The sequence below is a fragment of the Stappia taiwanensis genome, from assembly GCF_014635285.1.
GTDB lineage: Bacteria > Pseudomonadota > Alphaproteobacteria > Rhizobiales > Stappiaceae > Stappia > Stappia taiwanensis.
Genome location: NZ_BMCR01000006.1, coordinates 164,964 through 188,249, shown reverse-complemented (window position 1 = coordinate 188,249; position 23,286 = coordinate 164,964). Strand labels below are relative to the sequence as shown.

Annotated in this window: 21 protein-coding genes; 10 read left to right on the top strand and 11 right to left on the bottom strand. The window is 65.5% G+C overall.

Translation table 11 applies throughout. The features are described from left to right. Positions 1–49: 49 nt before the first annotated feature. The 3 genes from IEV83_RS15040 to puuE form a co-directional block, all read right to left on the bottom strand. The gene (locus tag IEV83_RS15040) at positions 50–1,444 is read right to left on the bottom strand and encodes a uracil-xanthine permease family protein (RefSeq protein WP_181759606.1); all 1,395 of its coding nucleotides are present in this window, start codon (positions 1,442–1,444) and stop codon (positions 50–52) included. Positions 1,445–1,582: 138 nt separating this feature from the next. Further along, the gene (gene alc, locus IEV83_RS15035) at positions 1,583–2,599 is read right to left on the bottom strand and encodes an allantoicase (RefSeq protein ID WP_181759607.1); all 1,017 of its coding nucleotides are present in this window, start codon (positions 2,597–2,599) and stop codon (positions 1,583–1,585) included. Positions 2,600–2,676: 77 nt separating this feature from the next. Beyond that, the gene (gene puuE / locus IEV83_RS15030; protein ID WP_181759782.1) at positions 2,677–4,077 is read right to left on the bottom strand and encodes an allantoinase PuuE; all 1,401 of its coding nucleotides are present in this window, start codon (positions 4,075–4,077) and stop codon (positions 2,677–2,679) included. A 278-nt stretch (positions 4,078–4,355) separates the two neighbouring features. Between puuE and uraH the strand changes: the two genes are divergently transcribed. Continuing rightward, on the top strand, positions 4,356–4,796 hold the full coding sequence (uraH, locus tag IEV83_RS15025; protein ID WP_181759608.1) for a hydroxyisourate hydrolase: 441 nt from the start codon (positions 4,356–4,358) through the stop codon (positions 4,794–4,796). On the opposite strand, the gene IEV83_RS15020 is transcribed toward uraH, so the two are convergent. Continuing rightward, a complete protein-coding gene (locus IEV83_RS15020) occupies positions 4,793–5,743 on the bottom strand; it encodes a LysR family transcriptional regulator (RefSeq protein WP_181759609.1) in 951 nt (316 codons plus the stop codon). The two genes, uraH and IEV83_RS15020, sit on opposite strands and share 4 nt — an antisense overlap. Before the next feature lie 181 nt (positions 5,744–5,924). On the opposite strand from IEV83_RS15020, the gene IEV83_RS15015 reads away from it, so the two are divergent. After that, the gene (locus IEV83_RS15015; RefSeq protein ID WP_181759610.1) at positions 5,925–7,154 is read left to right on the top strand and encodes a urate hydroxylase PuuD; all 1,230 of its coding nucleotides are present in this window, start codon (positions 5,925–5,927) and stop codon (positions 7,152–7,154) included. 333 nt (positions 7,155–7,487) lie between these two features. Beyond that, complete coding sequence (locus tag IEV83_RS15010; RefSeq protein ID WP_181759611.1) at positions 7,488–8,501, top strand: methyltransferase; 1,014 nt, start codon at positions 7,488–7,490, stop codon at positions 8,499–8,501. A gap of 9 nt (positions 8,502–8,510) precedes the next feature. Here the strand turns inward: IEV83_RS15010 and IEV83_RS15005 are convergent, their stop codons facing one another. After that, positions 8,511–9,419 carry a LysR substrate-binding domain-containing protein gene (locus IEV83_RS15005; RefSeq protein WP_181759612.1) on the bottom strand — a complete coding sequence of 303 codons (909 nt, stop codon included), beginning with the start codon at positions 9,417–9,419 and terminating at the stop codon, positions 8,511–8,513. Positions 9,420–9,535: 116 nt separating this feature from the next. On the opposite strand from IEV83_RS15005, the gene IEV83_RS15000 reads away from it, so the two are divergent. The 3 genes from IEV83_RS15000 to IEV83_RS14990 all read left to right on the top strand — a co-directional run bounded on the left by IEV83_RS15000 (position 9,536) and on the right by IEV83_RS14990 (position 14,227). Then, complete coding sequence (locus IEV83_RS15000) at positions 9,536–11,122, top strand: trimethylamine methyltransferase family protein (RefSeq protein ID WP_181759613.1); 1,587 nt, start codon at positions 9,536–9,538, stop codon at positions 11,120–11,122. Between the two features lie 45 nt (positions 11,123–11,167). Then, the gene (locus IEV83_RS14995) at positions 11,168–13,252 is read left to right on the top strand and encodes an NADH:flavin oxidoreductase (RefSeq protein ID WP_280514005.1); all 2,085 of its coding nucleotides are present in this window, start codon (positions 11,168–11,170) and stop codon (positions 13,250–13,252) included. A 237-nt stretch (positions 13,253–13,489) separates the two neighbouring features. Then, positions 13,490–14,227 (top strand): MipA/OmpV family protein, encoded by a 738-nt coding sequence (locus tag IEV83_RS14990; RefSeq protein WP_181759614.1) that lies wholly within the window; start codon positions 13,490–13,492, stop codon positions 14,225–14,227. 97 nt (positions 14,228–14,324) lie between these two features. Here the strand turns inward: IEV83_RS14990 and IEV83_RS14985 are convergent, their stop codons facing one another. After that, a complete protein-coding gene (locus IEV83_RS14985) occupies positions 14,325–15,158 on the bottom strand; it encodes a pentapeptide repeat-containing protein (RefSeq protein WP_181759615.1) in 834 nt (277 codons plus the stop codon). A gap of 206 nt (positions 15,159–15,364) precedes the next feature. Here IEV83_RS14985 and IEV83_RS14980 point away from each other — a divergent pair, with 206 nt between their 5' ends. Beyond that, the gene (locus IEV83_RS14980) at positions 15,365–15,805 is read left to right on the top strand and encodes a L,D-transpeptidase (RefSeq protein ID WP_181759616.1); all 441 of its coding nucleotides are present in this window, start codon (positions 15,365–15,367) and stop codon (positions 15,803–15,805) included. A gap of 96 nt (positions 15,806–15,901) precedes the next feature. Then, positions 15,902–16,159, top strand: coding sequence for an RNA-binding protein (locus IEV83_RS14975; protein WP_181759617.1), 258 nt, complete (start codon positions 15,902–15,904; stop codon positions 16,157–16,159). Positions 16,160–16,201: 42 nt separating this feature from the next. Here IEV83_RS14975 and IEV83_RS14970 read toward each other — a convergent pair whose 3' ends face one another. From IEV83_RS14970 to IEV83_RS14950, 5 genes are all read right to left on the bottom strand, one after another. Continuing rightward, complete coding sequence (locus IEV83_RS14970) at positions 16,202–17,218, bottom strand: patatin-like phospholipase family protein (RefSeq protein ID WP_181759618.1); 1,017 nt, start codon at positions 17,216–17,218, stop codon at positions 16,202–16,204. 25 nt (positions 17,219–17,243) lie between these two features. Continuing rightward, positions 17,244–18,026 (bottom strand): 3-hydroxybutyrate dehydrogenase, encoded by a 783-nt coding sequence (locus IEV83_RS14965; protein WP_181759619.1) that lies wholly within the window; start codon positions 18,024–18,026, stop codon positions 17,244–17,246. A gap of 113 nt (positions 18,027–18,139) precedes the next feature. Further along, positions 18,140–18,970, bottom strand: a complete 831-nt coding sequence (locus tag IEV83_RS14960; protein ID WP_181759620.1) for a hypothetical protein — start codon at positions 18,968–18,970, stop codon at positions 18,140–18,142. 74 nt (positions 18,971–19,044) lie between these two features. Then, positions 19,045–19,827, bottom strand: coding sequence for a hypothetical protein (locus IEV83_RS14955; RefSeq protein ID WP_181759621.1), 783 nt, complete (start codon positions 19,825–19,827; stop codon positions 19,045–19,047). 147 nt (positions 19,828–19,974) lie between these two features. After that, a complete protein-coding gene (locus IEV83_RS14950) occupies positions 19,975–20,898 on the bottom strand; it encodes a 4-hydroxy-3-methylbut-2-en-1-yl diphosphate synthase (RefSeq protein WP_181759622.1) in 924 nt (307 codons plus the stop codon). 228 nt (positions 20,899–21,126) lie between these two features. On the opposite strand from IEV83_RS14950, the gene ispG reads away from it, so the two are divergent. Beyond that, positions 21,127–22,386 carry a flavodoxin-dependent (E)-4-hydroxy-3-methylbut-2-enyl-diphosphate synthase gene (gene ispG / locus IEV83_RS14945; protein ID WP_181759623.1) on the top strand — a complete coding sequence of 420 codons (1,260 nt, stop codon included), beginning with the start codon at positions 21,127–21,129 and terminating at the stop codon, positions 22,384–22,386. Next, complete coding sequence (gene pdxY / locus IEV83_RS14940; protein WP_181759624.1) at positions 22,383–23,267, top strand: pyridoxal kinase; 885 nt, start codon at positions 22,383–22,385, stop codon at positions 23,265–23,267. The genes ispG and pdxY overlap by 4 nt, the downstream gene beginning before the upstream one ends. Positions 23,268–23,286: the final 19 nt, after the last annotated feature.

The window sequence follows — 23,286 nt, the reverse complement described above, 5'->3', positions numbered from 1 at the left end:
ACGGGCGGCCCCTGGGCCGCCCGTTCTTCTTTTCCGGACAGGACCCGGTTCAGTTGTGATGGCCGCTGAGGCCGCCGGAAATTTCCTCGGTCTGCTCCGCACTCAGCTCCTCCGGCAGGATCAGGTTGAGCCCGATCGCCAGCACCGCCGCCGGCAGCAGGCCGGTGGTCAACAGAATCTGCAGGGTGCGCGGCAGATGCTGCAGGGCCTCGGGCACCAGTTGCAGCCCCAGCCCGACCGACAAGGCCACCGCGAAGATCACCATGTTGCGCCGGTTCCACTTGACGTCGGCCAGCATGCTGATGCCCGCCGCCGCGACCATGCCGAACATGACGATGACGCCACCGCCGAGCACCTCGATCGGCACGGTGGAAATCACCGCCCCGACCTTGGGCACCAACCCGCAGACGATCAGGAAGATCGCCCCGAAGGTCACCACATGCCGGCTCATCACCCCGGTCATGGCGATCAGCCCCACATTCTGGCTGAAGGAGGTGTTCGGCAACCCGCCGAACACGCCGGCCACCGCCGTGCCGAGACCATCCGCATAGGTCGCGCCGGCGATTTCCCGGTCGGTCGCCTCGCGCCCGGCGCCACCCTTGGTGATGCCGGAGACATCGCCCACGGTCTCGATTGCCGAAACCACGCCCATCAGGCCGAAGCCGATCACCGCCGCCCAGTCGAAGGCAAGACCGAAATGCAGCGGGTTCGGCAGGGTGAACCAGGCCGCCCGCCCCACATTGGCGAAGCTGACCATGCCGAGCGCCATGGACAGCAGGTAGCCGACGATCAGCCCGAGCAGCACCGCCGCCACCGACCACATGCCCCGGGTGAAGAACTTCAGCCCGAGGGTGACGGCAACAACGACAAGGGCGACGAACCAGTTCTGGGCGCTGCCGAACTCCGGCTTGCCCATGGCCGGCACACCGCCGGCCGCGTACTGGATGCCGACCTTGACCAGCGCCAGACCGATCATCAGCACCACCAGCCCGGTGACCAGCGGCGGCAGGGCGAAGCGGATCTTCCCGATCACCGTGCCGAGCGTGGCGTGAAACAGCCCGCCAATGATGATGCCACCCATCAGCGCCGCCATCGCGTCGACACCCTTGCCCGCGACCAGCGGGATCATGATCGGCAGGAAGGCGAAGCTGGTGCCCTGCACCACCGGCAGGCGGGCGCCAATCGGCCCGGCGCCGATGGTCTGGAACAAGGTGGCGATGCCGGCGAACAACAGCGACATCTGGATCATGTAGATGAGATCGAACACCCCGGCGGTGCCGAAGCCGAAGCCGGCGGCACCGGCAACGATGATCGCCGGGGTGATGTTGCTGACGAACATGGCCAGCACATGCTGGATGCCAAGCGGCACCGCCGTGGCAAGCGGCGGCGTGTAGTCGGGATCCCGCAACTGGGCGGGTGTCCCTATCGAACTGTCGACGGCCATTTGTATCTGTCTCCTTCTGGAAGGTGCGTGGCGGTTCCGCCTTGTTGTTTTTTCGTTCCAAGCAAATCCGGTGCCGGCTTTTTGTTCGCGTCCTCCGCGCGATGCCGGTCACCGGAAACTCTCAATCGGGCAGCCGGCTCAGTCCGCCAGCGTGCCGAACAGGCGCAGCCGGCTGACGCCCCCGTCGGGGTAGATGTTGAGCCGCACATGGGTCACCGGTCCGGCGGAAGTCACTGCTTCCGGACCGACCGCATGCTCGGCATCGGCGGACAGCGGCGTGCGGGCGATCAGCTCCGGCCAGAACATCGACGAGGTCACCACCGCATCGCGCAAATCGCCGCCGAGCGCGCCGAGATCGGCCCCTTGCAGGGAGAAGCTCTCCGGGAAATTACCCTTGAAATGCGCGGTATCGACCAGCGCCCGGCCGATGGTGCCGCGCGCGCCCAGCGCAACGATGATCCAGTCATTTCCCGGCTCGCGCCGGCGCCGGGTCTCCCAGCCATCGCCCATGTTGATCCCGCGCCCGGGCACCAGCAGCCGGTGATAGGAGCCGTAATGGGCGTTGGAAAAGGCGACGATCCGCCCGCCGCTGAGCGCCGAGGCCAGGTCGATCTCGCCGCTTCCCAAAGTGTTGCGGTCCAGCTCCGGCCGGCCATAGACCCTGAAGCGCGCCACCCCGCCATCGGGATGGATATGCAGGCGGACATGGCTCCACAGCGCATCGGAACCGCAGGCAAAGAAGTGCTGCGCGCTGGGCCCGAGCGGCGACATGGCCACCAGCTCCGTCCAGACCGTCGCCGCATCCGGCTCGCCCGAAACCCGGCACGCCTCGATGCGGCAGGCGGGCGGGTAATTGCCTGTAAAATGGGCGGTATCCACGTCGAAGCCTGAAATTCGACCAGGCACCGCCAGCCGCACCACCGCGTGATCATGCCCCGGGCCGCGCCGCCGGCGCGATTCCCAGCCATCCATCCATTTGCCGTTGTCGTCGAACTTGTCGGCGATGAACACCGCCTCGGTATCGGCGAGCATCCGATCGGCGGCGGCGAAGAAATCGTCGGTCACGGAGACGACCCGCGCGCCGAGCCCGGCGGAGGCGAGATTGACATCGGTCCGGGTGAAGGCCGGACGGTTGTCGGAGGAAGAAACGCTCATGAAGGCTCCTTGGCGAAACACGATGGAAACGACACAGGGCCGGCAGCCGGCCTGCGGGAACGAAACGCGCCGAAGCGTCAGTCCGGCAGCATGTCCTGAAGGCGCAACAGGGCGATCCGCTCCACCTGCTGGCAGGCGGTGCGGAACTCCTGCGCCCGGTCATGGCCGATCCGCTCTTCGAAATTCGCAAGGATCTCGTCCTTGCTGCGGCCCTTCACCGCCAGGATGAAGGGAAAGCCGAAGCGGGCGGTGTAAGTGGTGTTGAGCTCCTGAAACCGGGCGCGCTCTTCGTCGGTCAGCGCATCGAGCCCGGCGCCGGCCTGCTCGCGGGCGGAGTCCGCCGTCAGCCGGCGCGCCGCCGCCAGCTTCCCGGCAAGATCCGGATGGGCGGTGAGGACCCCGAGCCGTTCCGCCTCGCTGGCACTGCGGAAGATCCGGCAAAGCGCGTTGTGCAGCCCGGTCGCCGTGTCATGGGCCGGGCCGAGTTCCAGCGCGAAGGCCCGCTCGGCGATCCAGGGCGAATGCTCGAAGACCCCGCCGAACCGCTCGACGAACGCGCCCCGCGCCAGACGCGACGGGCGCCCCTCCCGCGGGCGCGGCGGATGGTGCCGGGTCCAATGCTCGGCGATGTCGATCCGGCGGGCGAACCAGACCCGCTCCTGCGCGGCCGCATAGTCGAGAAACCGGGCAAGGGCGGCGGCCCGGCCCGGCCGGCCGGCAAGCCGGCAATGCAGGCCGATGGACAGCATCTTCGGCGCGCCCGCCACGCCCTCGGCGTGCAGCATGTCGAAACTGTCCTTCAGATAGGCGAAGAACTGATCGCCGGAGTTGAAGCCTTGCGCGGTGGCGAAGCGCATGTCGTTGGCATCGAGCGTGTAGGGCACGATCAGTTGCCGTCGCCCCGCATGATCGTGCCAGTAGGGCAGATCATCCGCATAGGCGTCGGCCACATAGTCGAACAGGCCGGTTTCCGTCGCCAGATCGACCGTGTTGACCGAACAGCGCCCGGTGTACCAGCCGCGAGGGCGCGCACCGGTCACCTCCTCATGCAGCCGCACGGCGGCGTGCATGTCCGCCAGCTCCGCCTCCCGGTCATGGTCCTTGTATTCGATCCATTTCAGCCCGTGCGAGGCGATCTCCCAATCCGCCGCCTGCATCGCCGCCACCTGGGCAGGCGAGCGGGCGAGCGCCGTCGCCACTCCGTAAACGGTGATCGGAATGCCGCGCTGGGTCAGGATCCGGTGCAGCCGCCAGAAGCCGGCGCGGGCGCCGTATTCGTAGATGGATTCCATGTTCCAGTGGCGCTGCCCCGGCCAGGAGGCGGCGCCGACGATCTCCGACAGGAACGCTTCGGAGCCCGCATCGCCATGCAGGATGGCGTTCTCCCCGCCCTCCTCGTAATTGACGACGATCTGCACGGCGATCGCCGCATTGCCCGGCCAGCCCGCCCCCGGCGGAGTGGCCCCATACCCTTGCATGTCACGGCAATAGCGCGGCGGAACGTCAGATGCGGTCACCGTCCGGTCTCCCTTCGATCATGAGGACAGAATACGAACCGATAGATAAGGCCGCGCTTCACCATGTCTCATGCCACGCCGGCCCCATGTATCGGTCCGCACCTTCATAGTGGTAATGCAGAACAATCACCCTCTCTTTCAAAATTTTCTTGAAAGAGATATGCGCCGTCCGGTTGTTTGCCGGCACGGCTTCACCCGGGATAGTGCCGCCCCGCAGCACAAAACGTAAAGGGGCCCGCATGACCCAAGCCGCCACTCCCCCAGCCAATCCCAAAACCGGCAAACCAGCCAGGACACACGCCAGGACACGGGCCGGGACACGGGCCAGCGTCACCACCCATGTGCTCGACACCGCACGCGGGGTGCCCGCCGAAGGGCTTGTCATCGAGGTGTTCCGGCTCGGCACGGATGGCACCCGGCAACCGCTCACACACCTCGTGACCAATGCGGACGGACGCACCGATGCGCCGGTGGTGCCGCCGGAGCAGATGGCGGCGGGCAGCTATGAGCTGGTGTTTCATGCCGGGGCGTATCTCGCCGCCGCCGGGCTCATCGGAGAAGATGGCGTGCCCTTTCTGGATGCCGTGCCGATCCGCTTCGGCATCAGCGATCCCGCCCGGCACCATCACGTGCCGCTGCTGCTCTCGCCCTTCGGCTATTCCACCTATCGCGGCAGCTAGATTTTGGCTGGCTCAGCCGGAGGCGCGTCCGGATCGGCCAGCAGCGCCTCCAGCCCCTGCCGGCAGCGCGCGGTGACGAAATCGATGAACAGGCGGATCTTCGGATCCTGATAGCGCTTGTGCGGGTAGAGGCAGGCAAGGCGCACCGGCGGCGGCGGCGTTTGCTCGCACACCGCCACCAGCGCGCCGGAGCGCAAATGCCCGGCAACCTCGAACAGTGGCTTGTTGACGATGCCGCAGCCGGCGAGCGCCCAATCGGTCAGCACATCGCCATCGTCGGATTCGAACGGCCCGGACACCTCGAAGGTTTTGACCCCCTCAGTGGTTGCCAGCCGCCATTGAAACTCGCTCGCCCCGGGAAAGCGCAACAACAGGCAATGATGCTCATCGGCGATCAGATCCTCGCCGCACAAGGGGTGCCCATGGGCGGCGAGATAGGCGGGCGCGGCGCACAACACCCGCTCGCAATCGAGCACGGGGCGCATCCGCAAGGTGGAATCCTCCGGCGAGCCGAGCACGAAGGCCATGTCCAGCCCCTCGCCCATCACATCAAGCTTGCGGTCGGACAGGCGCAACCGCACATCGACCATCGGATAGGCCGCCTTGAACTCCGGGATCAGCGGCGCGATCAGCCGTCGGCCGATGCCCAGCGGCGCCGCGGCAAAGATCGAGCCGCGCGGCACCCGCGCCACATCCGCCACCGCCGCTTCCGCCTCGGCGATGGTGTCGAGGATCTTCACCGCGCCCTTGTAGAAGATCGCCCCATGCTCGGTCGGCTGCAGCTTGCGCGTGGTGCGGTTGAACAGGCGCACCCCGAGCCGCTTTTCCAACTCGCCGATACGGCTCGACACCACCGCCGGCGACACCCGCTGATCCCGGGCGGCAGCCGACATGCTGCCCAGCTCGACAACCCGCACGAACACCTTGAGATTGTTCACATAGGACATAGCAACCCCGTACCATCTTCAAGAAATTTTTGATAGTGCTAGGGGACGCACCGCATTTTTTGCAAATCATCCCCGTGCCACCTTTGCCGGCATGGGCTGCACCGCCGGGGCGAACGTGACATGCTCCCGGTCACGCACGGGGCTGGCAGCCGGACACATCGGGCGAAGAGAACGGACAAAAATGATCGACATGGCATTGGCTTGGGACTGGCTCTCCTTCGCGCTGCGCTGGCTGCACGTGATCACGGCCATCGCCTGGATCGGCTCGTCCTTCTATTTCATCGCCCTCGACCTTGGCCTGCGCAAGGCGCCGGACCTGCCGAAAGGCGCCCATGGCGAGGAATGGCAGGTGCATGGCGGCGGCTTCTACCACATCCGCAAATACCTGGTCGCCCCGGCTGAGATGCCCGAGCACCTGACCTGGTTCAAATGGGAGAGCTACGCCACCTGGCTGTCCGGCTTCGCGCTGATGGCCGTCGTCTACTATGCCGGCGCCGATCTTTATCTGATCGACGCCAATGTGCTGGAGATGTCGCAGCCGGTGGCCATCGCCGTCTCGATCGCCTCCATCGCGCTTGGCTGGATCGTCTACGATCTCCTGTGCAAGTCGCCCGCCGGAAAGAGCACCACCGGGCTGATGCTCCTGCTCTATGGCGTGCTGGTGGCCATGGCCTGGGGCTACACCCAGATCTTCACCGGCCGCGCCGCCTTCCTGCATCTGGGCGTCTTCACCGCGACGATCATGTCGGCCAATGTCTTCATGATCATCATCCCCAATCAGAAGAAGGTGGTGGCCGCGCTGATCGCCGGAAAGACGCCCGATCCCGCCCTCGGTGCCCAGGCCAAACAGCGCTCGCTGCACAACAACTACCTGACCCTGCCGGTCATCTTCCTGATGCTGTCCAACCATTACCCGCTGGCCTTCGCCGTTCAGTACAACTGGCTGATCGCCTCGCTGGTGTTCCTGATGGGCGTCACCATCCGCCATTTCTTCAATACCCGGCACGCGCGAAAAGGCTCGCCCTGGTGGACCTGGGCAGCAACGGCGGCCCTGTTCGCCGCCATCGTCTGGCTCTCCGCCCTGCCGCAGCCGATGGCCGGCGAGCCTGAGGACAGCGCCCGGCTGACGCCGCAGCAAAGCCGCTTCGTCACCCAGGCCCGGTTCGACGAGGTGCGCGACACCGTGCTCGGCCGCTGCTCCATGTGCCATGCGCGCGAGCCGGTGTGGGAAGGCATGATCGTGCCGCCGAAGGGGGTGGTGCTGGAGAGCGATGCGGACATCGCCGCCCATGCCCGCGAGATCTACCTGCAGGCGGCCCGCAGCCGCGCCATGCCGCCGGCCAACCTGACCTATTTGGAAGACAGCGAACGGCGCCTGCTCGCCGCCTGGTACGAAGACGCGACCCGCTAAGCACGACCCGCTGAGCCAGCCCCTTCCTCAGCCTCCTTCACTGCACTGACAACGCCCCCGCACCGCCCGGCGCCACCGCGCCCGGCGGCGCTTGCGCGTGGGCAGGTCAGGCCGCGCCGGCCCGGTGACGGTTGCACCAATATTGCGCAGCAGCCTTACCAAGGTGGATTCTCGCGACAAAACGTATTAACAAGTCCATCCATCCCGCCTTGGCGCGCCATGCGCCCCTCCGATGCGTTGCCGCATTCGGACAAGACAGAAAATTCGCGCAGCAAGAACGACGCCGACTATTTGTCGTCGGCGCGCGAATAATGACAAGGAGACGACAAACCGATGCCGATTCTCACAGAAGCGGAAGAAATCTCGGATATTGCTTTTGGATACATGGCCTCAAAGGCATTATTCGCAGCGCTTCACTTCGGCATCTTCACGCATCTGTCCCAGGCTCCGGCAAGGGTCGAGGATCTGGCCGCGAAGATCGGCGTTCCGGCGGAGCGGTGCCGCACGCTTCTGACCGCGCTTGCCGCCCTGGGCCTGATCGAACGGGACGGCGGGGCGTACCGCAACTCACCCGCCGCCGAACGCTTTCTGGTGAAGGGCGCGAAATACGATTTCAGCGACTACCTGCGCCTCCAGGTCCATCAGCAGATGTATCCGCTGATGGATCAGATCGAACCGGCGCTGGCCGGCGAGCTGCCGGAGGAGGCGACCGCCTCCTATGCGGAGTGGTTCTCCGACCCCGAAGAGGCGCGGCTTTATTCCGAAAGCCAGCACGCCGGATCGCTCGGCCCGGCTCTCGGCCTTGCCCGCCGGGTCGACCTGTCCGGCGCGCGCAAGCTGCTCGATGTGGGTGGCGGCACCGGCGCCTTCGCCATCACCCTGTGCGAGGCCTTCCCCGAGCTCTCCGCCACCATCGTCGACTTCCCCAATGTGGCGACGCTCGGCCGCACCTTCATCGACAAGGCGGAGCTGTCGGACCGCATCGCCTATCGCGAAGGCAATGCGCTGGAAACCGACTGGCCGGAGGCACAGGACGCGATCCTGATGTCCTATCTGCTCTCCGGCGTGCCGGACCACACCCATGTGGGGTTGATCGAACGCGCCTTCCGGCATCTGGCGCCCGGCGGCCAGCTGATGGTGCATGACTTCATCGTCGACAGCGACCGCGCCGGGCCGAAGAACACCGCGCTGTGGCAGCTGCAGCACACCGCCTTCACCCCCGAGGCCCGCTCGCTCGCCGACGATTGGCTGGAAACACAGTTGAAAGCCGCCGGCTTTGAAAGTGTCAGCGTCGAGCCGCTGATCCCCGGCATGACCAAGCTTGCACTGGGCACCCGCCCGGCCTGAGCGCCCTCGTCAACCGCCACGCTGGTCGAGCAGCCAGTCGCGCACCCGCAGAGCGGGCGGTGCCAGCGCCCGCCCGCGCGGCCAGATGAGCTGAAACGTCTGGTCCGTCTCCAGCACATGCCCGCCGACCGGCAGCAACAGACCGGCCCGCACCAGCCGGTCGGTCAGATGCTGCCAGCCGAGCGCGATGCCCTGCCCTTCCATCACCGCCTGCACCACCAGCACATAGTCGTTGATCACCAGACCGCTGGCGCGCGGCGGGCGCGGCAGGCCGACACTGGCGAACCAGTCGCCCCAGTCGGTGCAGGGGCGATAGGGCTCCTCCAGATGGATCAGCCGCTGGGACGCCACCTCCGCCGGCGTCTCCGGCCGGCCGAACCGGGCCACATAGGCCGGGCTTGCCACCGCCGCGATCCGCTCCGGTGCCAGCACCTCGGCCTCATAAGCCGCAAAGCCTCCGACCGGGCCGGCACGCACCCCGAGCGGAATGTTCTCTCCCGCCAGATCGAAATCCCGGTCGCCGGTCTGGATGCGCAAGTCGATATCCGGCAGATCCTCGCGCAATTGCGCCAGACGCGGCAGCATCCAGAAGCTGGCGAAGGCGGTGGAGGCGAACAGCGTCACATGCCGGTCGCTGCCCAGCGCCCGCAGCTCTTCCGCCGCCTTGCGGATATGGCCAAGGCCCAGGCTCACATCCGCGTGGAACCGGGCGCCCGCCTCCGTCAGCTCCACCTGCCGGTGCCGACGATGAAACAGCCGCACCGCCAGACTGTCCTCCAGCCCCTTGACCGCGAGACTGACCGCCGCCTGGCTGAGCCCCAGCTCCACCGCCGCGCGGGTAAAGCTGCCGAGCCGGCCGGCCGCCTCGAAGGCGATCAGCGCGCGGGCCGAGGGCAGCAGATGGCGCAGGCTTTCCATTAGGGAAGCTTATCCGTTCGATGAGAATTTTCCAGCGTTACGGCCCGTGTCCTCCAAGTTAGCCTGATGCAAGCGGCAGGAATTCCGGCAAACAGGATACCGCGGCGGAGGAGACCATGACTGACGCCCGACTGGAGACGAGCCCCCACGAAACCCATGGCACGCGCGACCGCCGTCAGGGTGGCGGCGCCCGCGAGCGGCGACGGGCCCAGCGGCAGGCAGCCGCCGGCGGCGCCACCTCCGCCCCGGCCTATATCACCCGCGCCCTGCCCCCTTACGACATTCTCGGCGAAGAGGGGCTGGCCCGCATCGAGCAGGCCGCCGACCGGATCCTTGCCGAGGTCGGCATCGAGTTTCGCGGCGATCCGGTGGCGCTGGAGCTGTTCCGCCGCGCCGGGGCTAAGGTGCAGGATCTGCGTTGCCGCTTCGAACCGGGCATGCTGCGCGAGATCCTGAAGAGCGCGCCGGCGGAGTTCACCCAGCTGGCCCGCAACCCGGCGCGGTCGGTGCAGATCGGCGGGACCAGCACGGTGTTCGCCCCCGCCTATGGTTCGCCCTTCGTGATGGACCTCGACAAGGGCCGGCGCTACGGCACGCTGGAGGATTTCGAAAATTTCGTGAAACTCGCCTTCATGGCGCCCTGGCTGCACCATTCCGGCGGCACGGTGTGCGAGCCCACGGACGTGCCGGTCAACAAGCGCCATCTCGACATGGTCCATGCCCATATCCGCTACTCCGACAAGCCGTTCCTGGGCTCGGTCACCGCGCCGGAACGGGCCGAAGATTCCATCGCGATGGCGCGGATCCTGTTCGGCCCCGAAGTGGTCGAGCGCCACTGCGTGATCATGGGCAATGTCAACGTCAACTCGCCGCTGGTCTGGGACGGCATGATGACCGGCGCCATCCGCGCCTATGCGGCGGCCAACCAGGGCTCGGTGATCGTGCCTTTCATCCTCGGCGGCGCCATGGGACCGGTGACCACCGCCGGCGCCATCGCCCAGTCGCTGGCCGAAACCATGGTCGGCTGCGCCCTCGCCCAACTGGTCAGGCCGGGTGCGCCGGTGATCTTCGGCAACTTCCTCTCCTCCATGGCGCTGCGCTCCGGCTCCCCCACCTTCGGCACGCCGGAGCCGGCGGCCGGATCGCTGGTGGTCGGCCAGCTTGCCCGGCGGCTCGGGTTGCCGCTGCGCTGCGCCGGGTCCTTCACCACCTCCAAGCTGCCGGACGCTCAGGCCATGCAGGAAAGCGTCACCTCGATGCTCTCGGCGGTGCATTGCGGCGCCAATTTCCTGCTCCATTCCGCCGGCTTCCTCGATGGCCTCCTGTCCATGAGCTACGAGAAATTCATGCTCGACGTCGATGTCTGCGGCGCCCTGCACAGCTACCTCGCCGGGGTCGCAGTGGATGACAACGCGCTGGCGCTCGATGCCTTCGCCGAAGTGGGGCCGGGCAACCACTTCTTCGGCTGCGCCCATACCATGGCCAATTACGAGACCTGCTTCTGGGACAGCCAGCTTGCCGACAACGACCCGTTCGAAACCTGGGCCGAGAACGGCGGGCTTGATGCGGCGGCCCGGGCCAATGCACGATGGAAGGCAATGCTGGCCGCCTATGAGCCGCCGCCCCTCGATCCTGGCATCGATGAGGGCTTGCGCGACTTCATCGCCCGCAAGAAGGCCTCGATGGAGGATGCCTGGTACTGATCAAGGTACCGACCCGATGGACGAGGAGGGAGGGGAGGCCCGCCGATGACATCAAATCCCGCGCCGCCGGACACCATGAACGCCGCGCAGGTCGCCGGCGATCCGCTGCTCCAGCCCTACCGGCTGAAGCACCTCACCTTGCGCAACCGCATCATGTCGACGGCCCACGAGCCGGCCTATGCGGAAGACGGGCTGCCGAAGGAACGCTACCGGCTCTATCACGCGGAAAAGGCCAAGGGCGGCATTGCCCTGACCATGACCGCCGGCTCGGCCATCGTCTCACCGGACAGCCCCGCCGCCTTCGGCAATCTCCACGCCTACCGGGACGAGATCGTGCCCTGGCTGCGCGAGATGACCGACGCCTGCCATGAGCATGGCGCGGCGGTGATGATCCAGATCACCCATCTGGGCCGGCGCACCAACTGGAACAAGGCCGACTGGCTGCCGGTGCTCGCCCCCTCGCCGCTGCGCGAACCGGCTCATCGCGCCTTTCCCAAGGAGGCGGAGGACTGGGATCTCGACCGCATCACCGCCGATTATGCGGACGCGGCCGAGCGGATGCAGGCCGCCGGCCTCGACGGCATCGAAATCGAGGCCTACGGCCATCTGCTCGACGGCTTCTGGTCGCCCGCCACCAACCAGCGCACGGATGAGCACGGCGGCAGCCTCGACAACCGGCTGCGGTTCACCCGCCGGGTGCTGGCGGCAATCCGCGACCGGGTCGGCAGCGATTTCATCGTCGGCATTCGCATGGTCGCCGACGAGGATTGGGACAAGGGGCTGAGCCGCGCCGAGGGGATCGACATCGCCCGCCGGCTGGTCGGCGATGGCGCCATCGACTTTCTCAACGTCATTCGCGGCCATATCGACACCGACGCGGCCCTTGCGAAGGTGATCCCGATCCAGGGCATGGCCGCCGCGCCCCATCTCGACTTTGCCGGCGAGGTGCGCGCCGCCACCCGCTTCCCGGTGTTCCACGCCGCCCGCATCAACGACGTCGCCACCGCCCGCCATGCAATCGCCGAAGGCCGGCTCGACATGGTCGGCATGACCCGCGCCCATCTCGCCGATCCGCATATCGCCCGCAAGATCGCTCAAGGGCGGGAAGCGGACATCCGGCCTTGCGTCGGCGCCACCTACTGCCTCGACCGGATCTACGAAGGCCATGAGGCCCTGTGCATCCACAACGCGGCCACCGGACGCGAGGCGACCATGCCGCATGTGATCCGCCGCAATGCGCGCGCGCGGCGCAATGTCGTGGTGGTCGGCGGCGGTCCGGCCGGGCTGGAGGCGGCCCGGGTGGCGGCGGCGCGCGGCCATCAGGTCACCGTGTTGGAAGCCGCGCCCCATGCCGGCGGCCAGGTCCGGCTGGCGGCGCAGACGCCGCGCCGGCGCGAGCTGATCGGCATCATCGACTGGCGCCTTGAGCAATGCGAAGCGGCCGGGGTCCGCTTCCAGTTCAACACCCTGGCCGAGGCGGAGGACGTGCTGGCGCTCGCCCCGGACATGGTGTTCATCGCCACCGGCGGCCTGCCGAACACCGATGTGCTTGAGGCGGGCGGCGATCTCGTCGTGTCCTCCTGGGACCTGCTCGCCGGTGATGTGCGCCCGGGCGCCAGCGTGCTGGTCTTCGACGACAATGGCGGCCACCCCGGCATGCAGGCCGCGGAACTGGCCGCGCGCGCCGGATCGCGGGTTGAAATCGTCACGCCGGAGCGCTTCTTCGCGCCGGAGATGGGGGGGCTCAACCATGTGCCCTATGCGGCGTTGTTCCAGGAAACCGGCACCCGCATCACCATCAACACCCGCCTCGTGGCGGTGGCGCGGCGCGGCAACGGGCTGGTGGCAACGCTGGGCTCCGACTACGGGCCGCAGCGAACAGAACGCGCGGTGGATCAGGTGGTTGTCGAACACGGCACACTGCCACTCAGCGAGCTCTACTTCGCCCTCAAGCCGCATGCCCGCAACCGGGGCGAGATCGATTGGCGCACCGTCATCAACGGCGGCGATCCTTTCCCGGGCCGCAATCCCGAGGGCACCTTTCAGCTTGCCCGGATCGGCGATGCGGTCGCCGCGCGCAACGTTCATGCGGCGATCTACGAGGCGCTGCGTCTTGCCAAGGATCTGTGAGGGGGCCGGCAGGGACGATCCACCTGCCCGGGAACAGATGCAACTGTGCAACACTCCGGCGATTTCGGTTTTCCTGTTAAGGCATTCCCCGCCGGTTCGGCGTATAACCCGAGATAACCAGATACCGACGCCCTTCTCCGGAGTGGATTTCCCACCATGCGCATCGCCAAACTCCTCGCCGCAAGCCTTTTGTCCGCAACGTTTTTGTCCGCCGGCCCGGGCCTTGCTCAGGATGGAATGAGCGCGCCGGACGATCTGCCCTTGCCGAAGAAGCAATATGTGGTCGACCTGGGCGTCGGTGCCATGGTCCAGCCGAAGTACGAAGGCGCGGACAAGATGCTGGTCTACCCGCTGCCGATCGTCTCCTTCGGCCGCTTCTACGTGCCGGGCCTTGGCCAGGTTGCGGAGGGCGGGGCCGTCAAGCGGGGCGTCTTCTTCTTCCCCTCCTTCAACTTCATCGGGGAACGCAAGGCGTCCGACAGCAGCAGGCTGACCGGCACCAACAAGATCGATTGGGCACTGGAGCTGGGTCTGGGCGCGGGCTTCCGCTATGACTGGTTCCGCGCCTTCGTGGAGCTGCGCCAGGGCATCAACGGCCACACCGGACAGGTGGGCCAGATCGGCGCCGATGTGGTGTTCAATCCGATGGAGCGGCTGCAGCTCAGCTTCGGTCCGCGCGCCGACTTTGCCAGCGGCAACTACATGGACACCTATTTCGGTGTGACGGCGGCGGAAGCGGCAGCCTCCGGCGGCGCGCTCACCGCCTATGACCCCAGCGGCGGCTTCAAGTCCCTCGGCCTTCTCGGCCGCGCCAGCTATGCGGTCACCGACACCACCGCCCTGCATCTGCAGGCGGGTTGGGATCGGTTCATCGGCGATGCCAAGAACAGCCCGATCGTCAAGGCGGGCAACGAAGACCAGTTCACCGTCGGCGTCGGCGTCACCTACCGCTTCGCCTTCGATCTGTTCGACTGATCCGGTTCAGCGGGGCGCACCGCCCTGCTGCCCCGCATATCAAACTGCAAGGACGGCCGAACCGGCCGCCCCGAACGCCCCCTCCCGAAAAACGTTCTCAGTCTTCCGCTTCCTGTGAGCGGCAGGTCTTCAGCGTAAAACCGTCCGGCAGCCGGGTGGTGCTGTCACCGCAGGCACCGATCATCCGCGCGGCCTGAAGCCCGCGCGTGTGGCGCAAGTCAGCCCCCACCAGACGGGTGCGCCGGAACAGGGCGCCCTCCAGATTGGCCCCGCTCAGATCCGCGCCGGTCAGATCGGCGCTGGAAAAATGCGCGCCGCTGAGATCCGCGTCGCGAAACACCGCGCCGCGCGCCTTCACCCGGTCAAGGTCACCGTATTTGAGCCGGACGCCGGTCAGATCCGCATTCGTCAACCAGGTGCGCTCCAGCACGACCCCGTCCATCTTCGCGCCGCGAAACACCGCCCCGGCGGCCGAGGCGCGCACCATGTTGGCAAGGCGCAGATCCGCATCGACGAAACTTGCCTTCTCCAGATCGGTCTCGCCGAGATCGGCGTTGCGCAAATCCGCATCGTCGAACCGGACGCCGGTCAGCTTCGCCTTTTCCAGATCGACCGCACGCATGGCGGCGCCCTCAAGTTGCGCCCCGGAGAGATCCGCCCGTTCCACCTCGGCCCGGCGCAGGTCGGCGCCGCGCAGATCCGCCCCGACCAGCGACACGCCCTTCATATCCGCCTCGCGCAACACGGCGCGGCGCAGATTGGCGTCCTTCACATCAAGGCCGCGCAGCTCGCCCAGTTTGAAGTTGCACCGCTCGCACGCACCGGTTCGCTTCAACTGCTCCAGGGGCGTTTCCGCCACGGCGCCGCCGACCGGAAGGACCAGAAGCAGGCTCAGCGCCGCAGCGCATCTGGCGCGTGTGCTGGCGATCATGTCGCATCTCCATCATCCGAATTCGTCACTCCATAGGATTTAGGCTTTTCGGCAGCAAAATGTAAGAGAACAGACCGACTTGCCGCGCGTCGGCCGGCATTTTCCCCCGTGAGGGGACTCTGCCCCGCTGCCGTGTTAAAATTACCGATAATCGTCTGGATTGCTGACTTCCACGTGCGGCCTAAGGGGGGAACACGATGAAGTGCATGTCCTTGATTCGCAGGTGTGCGGTGATCGCCGCCCTGCTTTTTGCCGCGCCCCTGCCGGCGGCGACCGATGCCTTGGCGGCGCAACTGGTCGCCCGCATCGACCTGTCCGAACAGCGCATGCGGGTTTACGTCAATGGCCGGCGCTACAGTTCCTGGCCGGTCTCCACCGCCCGGCGCGGCTATCGCACCCCGGTCGGCACCTTCCGCCCGGGGCGGATGCACCGGCGCTACTATTCGAAGAAATACCACGGCTCGCCAATGCCGCATTCGGTGTTCTTTTATGGCGGCTACGCCATTCACGGCACCAATCAGATCCGCCAACTCGGCCGGCCCGCGTCCCATGGCTGCATCCGCCTGCATCCGCAGAATGCCCGCGAGCTGTTTTCGCTGATCAAGCGAACCGGAAAACGCAACGCACGCATCGTGATCACCCGGTAACCTTTCCGAACGATCGGGTCACTTGTATCCTTTTCCGGAAGGGCCGGCTCGGCTAGGCTGCGGCAAATTCGGATGCACCATGAGGCATCCGGCAAGATGGGCGGGACGAAGGAAAACAGCGGGGTCGCATTTGCCGTTTTCCCTCGTCCGCCGATCGCTGACGACGCACTACCTGACTATCAGCGCGCCAAAGATGGAGCAAAACCCTTGCCAAATCGTTGGCGCGCTGAATTTTCAAGATCCGCGCGGCCAAAAAACGGCCAAATCAATATATTGATTTCATTAACTTTTCAGAAAGAGGCGCTGCATCGCATCCCGCCTTGCAAACTGCCTGATCCGGTTAGCGAAACGTAAACGCCACCTCACCCCATCCGGCGGCGTGGGGCCGCGATCCGCTCACAGAAACTCCGCGCGCAGATCGATGCTGGAGCGTTCGCCCACCGCCGCGAAATTCTCCTCGGCCCAGGTCTCCGCCGCGCCGCGCCCCAGATCCCTGAGATGGGTGAGGAAAGGCCATTCGGCGTTGACCTTGGAGGAGGATTGCAGCGGCTTCAGCCCTTCCGCCGCGATCCGGTGAATGCGCACCTTCTGATAGTCCTTGCGGTCGAGCTTGCCTTCCTCGATCAGCCGGCCGACGAACTCCACCGCCCGCATTTCGCGCAAGAGGGTGGAGTTGAAGGTGATCTCGTTCAGCCGGTTGAGGATCTCCCGCGCCGTGCGCGGCGTTTCCTTGCGCTCCAGCGGGTTGATCTGCACCAGCACCGTATCTTCGGTCCCGGTGGTGCCGAACAGCGGAAACAGCGGCGGATTGCCCATGTAGCCGCCATCCCAATAGGGCACGCCGTCGATTTCCACCGCCTGGAACATATGCGGCAGGCAGGCGGACGCCATCACCGCGTCCAGGGTGATCTCCGGCCCTGAGAACACGCGGATCTTGCCCGTATGCACATTGGTCGCGGCGAGAAACACCTTGAGATGATCGCAGGCGCGCACCAGCTCGAAATCGACGGTCTCCTCCACCACCTCGCGCAAGGGGTTGATGTTGAGCGGATTGAACTCGTAGGGCGAGGAAAACCGCGAGGCGAGATCGAAGGCAAGATAACTCGGCGACAGATCGAGGCTCCATTGGCCCATGATCACATCAAGCGGCGTGCGCTTGATCGGACTGAGCCAGGCGCGATTGCTGACCGCCTTCCAGAAGCGATGCAGCGCGTCGCGCGCCCCCGCCTGCCCGCCCTCATGCAGGCCGGCGGCCAGCACCACCGCGTTCATCGCCCCGGCCGAGGTGCCACTCAGGCCCTTCAAGGTGAAGAGCTCGCTCTCCAAGAGCCAGTCGAGCACACCCCAGGTGAAGGCGCCATGGGCGCCTCCCCCTTGCAGGGCGAGATTGATCGGCTTGGCCTTCACGGTCATCGTCCCGTCTCCCGGCCCGGCCCGCTTATTGCGCCGTCCAGCCGCCATCGAGCTGCATCATCGTGCCGGTGATGCAGGAGGCCGCATCGCCGGTGAGATAAAGCGCCATCGCCGCCACCTGCTCGACGGTGACGAATTCCTTGGTCGGCTGCGCCGCGAGCAAAACGTCGCGCTTGACCTCTTCCTCGGTCAGCCCACGCGCCTTCATCGTGTCTGGGATCTGCCGCTCCACCAGCGGCGTCCAGACGTAGCCCGGGCAAATGGCATTGACCGTCACCCCATGCTGCGCCACTTCGAGCGCCACCGTCTTGGTCAGGCCGGCGATGCCATGCTTCGCCGCCACATAGGCGCTCTTGAACGGCGAGGCGACCAGCGCATGGGCGGAGGCGGTGTTGATGATCCGGCCCCAGCCCTTCTCCTTCATGCCCGGAACGGCGGCACGGATGGTGTGGAAGGCGGAGGAGAGGTTGATCGCCAGAATCGCGTCCCATTTCTCCACCGGGAACTCCTCCACCGGCGAGACATGCTGAATGCCGGCGTTGTTGACCAGAATATCCACCGTACCGAAGGTCTTGGCCGCGTCCGCCATCATCCCGGCGATCTCGTCCGGTCGGGTCATGTCGGCGCCCGAATACTGGCAGGAAACGCCGAATTCGCTCTCGATGCCAGACCGCTCCGCCTCGATCGCGGCGGCATCGCCGAAACCGTTGATGACGACATTGGCGCCCTCGCGGGCGAAGGTGCGGGCCATGGCAAGACCGATCCCCGAGGTGGAGCCGGTGACAAGGGCGGTTTTATTGGACAGCATCAAGGCGGTTCTCCCGATCACACCGACCGGCGAACGCCCGCCGGCCTGTTTCGCTCATACAACATGAGATCGCATTGCACCGCAACATCGCCCGGCCGCGGCGCGCCCCGCGCTCAGACCGGAGGCTGGGCCTGCTGCGCGGCATTCGCCTGCCGCTCCCGCAGGAGGAAATAGGCACGGGTCAGGAGAGTTACATAGACAACCGATCCGACGTGCAAGATGGCAAATACAAGAAATAAAAATAAAATACCGAGAGGTGAATATAAACCAATCACCGCGATAAATCTCAAAGAAAACAATATTGCTATTTTCATAGACAAAAATAACGGAGCCGTCAAAACAAAAATAGAAAATCGAGCTCCCTGACTTAACTTTACTGATTGCGATATAGTTAAATTTCGCCCCAAAGAAATAGCAGGAACAACAAGAGACGAAGGAGCATGAAACAATACAAAAAAACATACGAAGATAAATACATAAAACGAATAACAAAGATTATCCGCAATCAAGAAAAGCACCAGAGAGCCACCACCCTTTAACAGATAGCCATAATAAAATATACTAAAAAAATGAAAATAAAACCTCGAAATAGTAAACGCAGAGCCAAAACTGATTAATGTAACAAATGAATATATAATAAATAAACGAACATATCTCGAATTTAAATTTAAATTCACCCAAAAAACATCTTCATTCAACTGAATGGCACGAATCCACGTCACCGCCCCCGAGGTCAACCCGATCATCAATATGATCATGAGAGGAATATGAAGCAGTTGAAACGACGAAGCGATATCAAGGTAATCGTCAGGCTCTATTCCCGTGATTAGAAATATCATGGCACTCAGAACCGTCCAGGCGCCACAAACCTTCACAACGAGGATGGGGTTTGAAGATACGACTCTGAGCGTTTCGGTAAGAATCTGCCTGGTGGTTGCAAACATGCCCTACTGAACCTCGATGTTTCGTACAGGGGGCTTCAGAAGCCGGGAACCGCCTTAGTCCTCCGGCGCCACGCTCAGACCGGGGGCTGGCCCTGCTGCGGGGCATTCGCCTGGCGCTCCCGCAGGATGTAATAGCCGCCGGTCAGAACGCTGATCTGTAGCGCGGTCGCTGCAACTTGCAACGCAAGGAGAAGAATAGTCGCCGCAACAACCGAAAAGAGGCCCGCCCCGCCCCCAATCATCGCAAGCAGGCCGACGGCGAAGGTTCCACCGGCGATCACCAACGAAAGGCCGACCGCCGCGAGGGACATCGGCAATCCGAGCCCCTCGCTGTCACGGAAGGCTTCGCCAAAGCCCAGCGGCTCGTCCATCGCGACGGCGGGAAGGACGAGGCTGAAACGCAGTATGAAAGGAAGAACAAAGAAAACCATTGTGGCGATCATGACGACAATCGCCAGAATGCCCTGCGAGATAAACAGCCAGAGCAAAGCCGCAACTGGGATCATCAGTACCATCAAAATCAGCATGACCGCGAAGAATTTCAGTGCATAGCGCAGCTCGCGACCGCCGACGGTGAGATGCAGCCAGCCCGGCCGCTCCTCCATCAGCAGACAGCGATGCCAGGCGACGGCGATGGAAGCATTGCCAAGGACATAGACGACGACAAAAACAAATGCGGCCACAACACGGCCGGGACCAATAGCGCCGAATTCCGGAGGGGAGAATATTTCTCCAATTACCTGACCGGCCAGAAAGATCGCGAACCAGGCCCAGCAGATCTTCAGGAACGTCTCGAAATTGGCGAAAAGTGCCTTGAACGCGCCGAAGAAAAGCCGACTGGTCGTCTTGAAGAGCATGCATCCCCCGAAAACAAAATTGGTTGCCGCGCACGCCAGCATCCGCGAACCGGTTGAAATCGAGTTGCACTATTCCAACCTCTGCGCGTGTCCGCAAGCAGCCCGCAATGAAATTATCGCCCGGCGCCCGTTTTCCGCGGCGGTGGATCAACGCCGCCGGCGGCCGATATCGCGCACTGCCGCCACCGCCCGATGCGCCTGCGCCCGCTGGCGCTCGCCGCGCAGCCGCTCCGCCCGCTCCACCTCCGCCTGTTGCAGCCCGACCTGCCGCGCCACCCGTTCGCGCACCAGCCCATAGGCGGTGACATGCAGGCTGGAGAGCAGCCAGGTCACGATCACCATGGTGCCCATCGGCAAGAGCGCGGACCGCACCTGCGCCAGCGGCCCGCTGCCACCGAGCGCCAGCGCGGTGTCGAACAGCCCCAGCAACAGGGTCCAGATGCCAACCGCGGCGCCGGCAACCGCCAGAACCGCAAGCGCGGCAATCGTCAGCGCCCAGCTCAGCCCCGCCGTCAGCCGCCAGGACTCGCGCAAGGTCAGCGGATCGTCCAGCGCCGCCGCCGGCAGCACCAGCGAGAACCGCTGCACCAGCATCACCGACAGCGGCAGGCACAGGATCATCAAGGCCGCACCGACGGGCGGGGCGATCAGCGTCGTAAACGCGGCGCCGAAGAACAGCGCCATCAGGATCCCGGTGCCGAGCAGGCCAAGCAGCAACAGCTCCCAGGCCACCCGAACATGGCGCAGACCGAAGGCCAGGAAAAATTCACGCCGCCCGGTGACGATCCGGCGCACATAGGCAATGGCGATGGAAAAGCCCGCCAGCAGATTGGCAAGAACGGCCAGCCCCCGCAGCGCCTTGGCCCGGTCCGGGTCGTCGGCCCCATCGCCGCCGGCGAACGGCTCCATCATGTAGGATCCGGTCTGAAAGCCGGTATCGGGGGTCATTGCCACGCTGATCGCCAGGTTCACCGCCAGGAGAACCAGCATATAGGCCCAGCCGGCGGTGAAGAACGTGCCGAGCCGGCTGCGGGCAAGTTTCAGACTGCGACTGACAACGACCAATAGCATGAGGCCCCCTCTCCTCCTTCAGATGCGGTCTGCCCTTCTCAAGGTCAAGCCGAATCTCCTTGGGAAAGATGCTGGGCCGGGGCCTGAGGATCGCGGACCGCCACTCTGCCGCCCCCCGAACCGGAGCGCCCCCCTTGCGCGCAGGGGCCGCGCGCCCTATTCAATCTGCGGGATTGCGAGCGCCCCGCGTCCCCGCCGGGCGCGACCAGACAAACGCGGATCGGCGTCATGCACAGCGAAGACACAAGTTTCGGGCCGGCGACGCGCCGGGTCTCCGTCCCCGTCCGGGTCGGCTCCGTCACCATCGGCGGCGGCGCGCCGGTTGCCGTCCAGTCGATGACCAACACCGACACCGCCGATATCGACGGCACGGTCGCCCAGGTCTCCGCCCTCGCCCAGGCCGGCTCGGAGTTGGTGCGCATCACCGTCGACCGCGACGAGGCGGCGGCGGCGGTGCCGAAGATCCGCGAGCGGCTGGAACGGATCGGCTGCTTCGTACCACTGGTCGGCGATTTCCACTACATCGGCCACAAGCTCCTTGCCGATCATCCGGCCTGTGCCGAGGCGCTGGCCAAATACCGCATCAACCCGGGCAATGTCGGCTTTCGCGACAAGCGCGACCGGCAGTATTCCGAAATCATCGACATCGCCCTTCGCCATGACAAGCCGGTGCGCATCGGCGTCAACTGGGGCTCGCTCGATCAGGAATTGCTGACCCATCTGATGGACGAGAATGCTGCGCTCGCCAAGCCGGCGCCGGCCAATGCGGTGATGCGCGAGGCGATCATTCAGTCTGGCCTCCTGTCCGCCGCCCGCGCCGAGGAGCTGGGCATGGGCCGGGACAAGATCATCCTCTCGGCCAAGGTCAGCCAGGTGCAGGACCTGATCGCCGTCTACGCCGATCTGGCCGCCCGCTGCGACTACACCCTGCATCTCGGGCTCACCGAGGCGGGCATGGGCACCAAGGGCATCGTCGCCTCCGCCGCCTCCATGGGCATCCTGCTGCAACAGGGCATTGGCGACACCATCCGCGTGTCGCTGACCCCGGAGCCGGGCGGCGACCGCACCCGCGAGGTGCAGGTGGCGCAGGAGCTGCTGCAGGTGATGGGCTTCCGCGCCTTCGTTCCGGTGGTGGCCGCCTGCCCGGGCTGCGGCCGCACCACCTCCACCGTGTTTCAGGAGCTGGCCCGCGACATCCAGGACAACATCCGCGTGTCGATGCCGATCTGGCGCGAGAAGTACCCCGGCGTCGAGGCGCTCAATGTCGCGGTGATGGGCTGCATCGTCAACGGACCGGGCGAGAGCAAATTCGCCGATATCGGCATTTCCCTGCCCGGCACCGGCGAGACCCCGGCGGCCCCGGTGTTCATCGACGGCAAGAAGGTCGCCACCTTGCGCGGCGAGAACATCGCCGAAGAGTTCAAGGCGATGGTCGACAGCTACATCGAAAACCGTTTCGGCTCCGGCTCCCGGTCTGCCGCCGAATGAGCGCGCCACTGACGCCCGGCGCCCCCCGGCCGGAGATCCTCGTGGTCAGCTCCCAGGTGGTGCGCGGCGCCGTCGGCGGCCGGGTTGCCGTCTTCGCGCTGGAGCGCCTCGGCTTCAAGGTCTGGTTCCTGCCGACGGTGCTCCTGCCCTGGCATCCCGGACAGGGGCGCGGCACCCGCCATGTGGCCTCCGACGAGACCTTCACAGCGCTGGTGGAGGATCTTCTGGGCGCCGACACGCTGGCCAATATCGGCGCCGTCGTCTCCGGCTATCTCGGCGCGCCGAGCCAGGCGCACGGCCTTGCCCGTCTCGTCGACAGGGTCAAGCAGGTCAATCCGGACGCCTTCTACCTGTGCGATCCGGTCTGCGGCGACCACAACGGGCTCTATCTGCCGGAAGAAACGGCAACGGCGATCCGCGACGAGCTGCTGCCGCGCGCCGACGTGGCCACCCCCAATCTGTTCGAGCTGGAATGGATGAGCGGCCTTGCCGCCGACACGGAACAGATGTCCATCGCCGCCGCCCGGTCGCTGGCGCCGGCCCGCGTCCTCGTCACCTCCGCCCCGGCCCTCAGGCGCAATGCGGTCAGCAACCTGCTGGTCACCGCCAAGGGGGCAATTGCCGCCGAACACGGCATCGTTCCCGATGCGCCCAACGGCACGGGCGATCTGATGTCGGCGCTGTTCGCCGCCCACCTTCTCGATGGTCTGGATGATGAAAGCGCCCTGAAGCGGGCCGCCGGCACCACCTTCGAGATGGTGGCGCGCAGTGTCCGGCAGGGCGCCCGCGACCTCTTGATCGCCAGCGAACAGGCCTCGCTCGTCGGACCGATGGCAATGGTCTCCTGCCGGCGCATCCTTGATCTGCCGATCCGCGCCTGAAATGCGAGCCTGAGAGCTG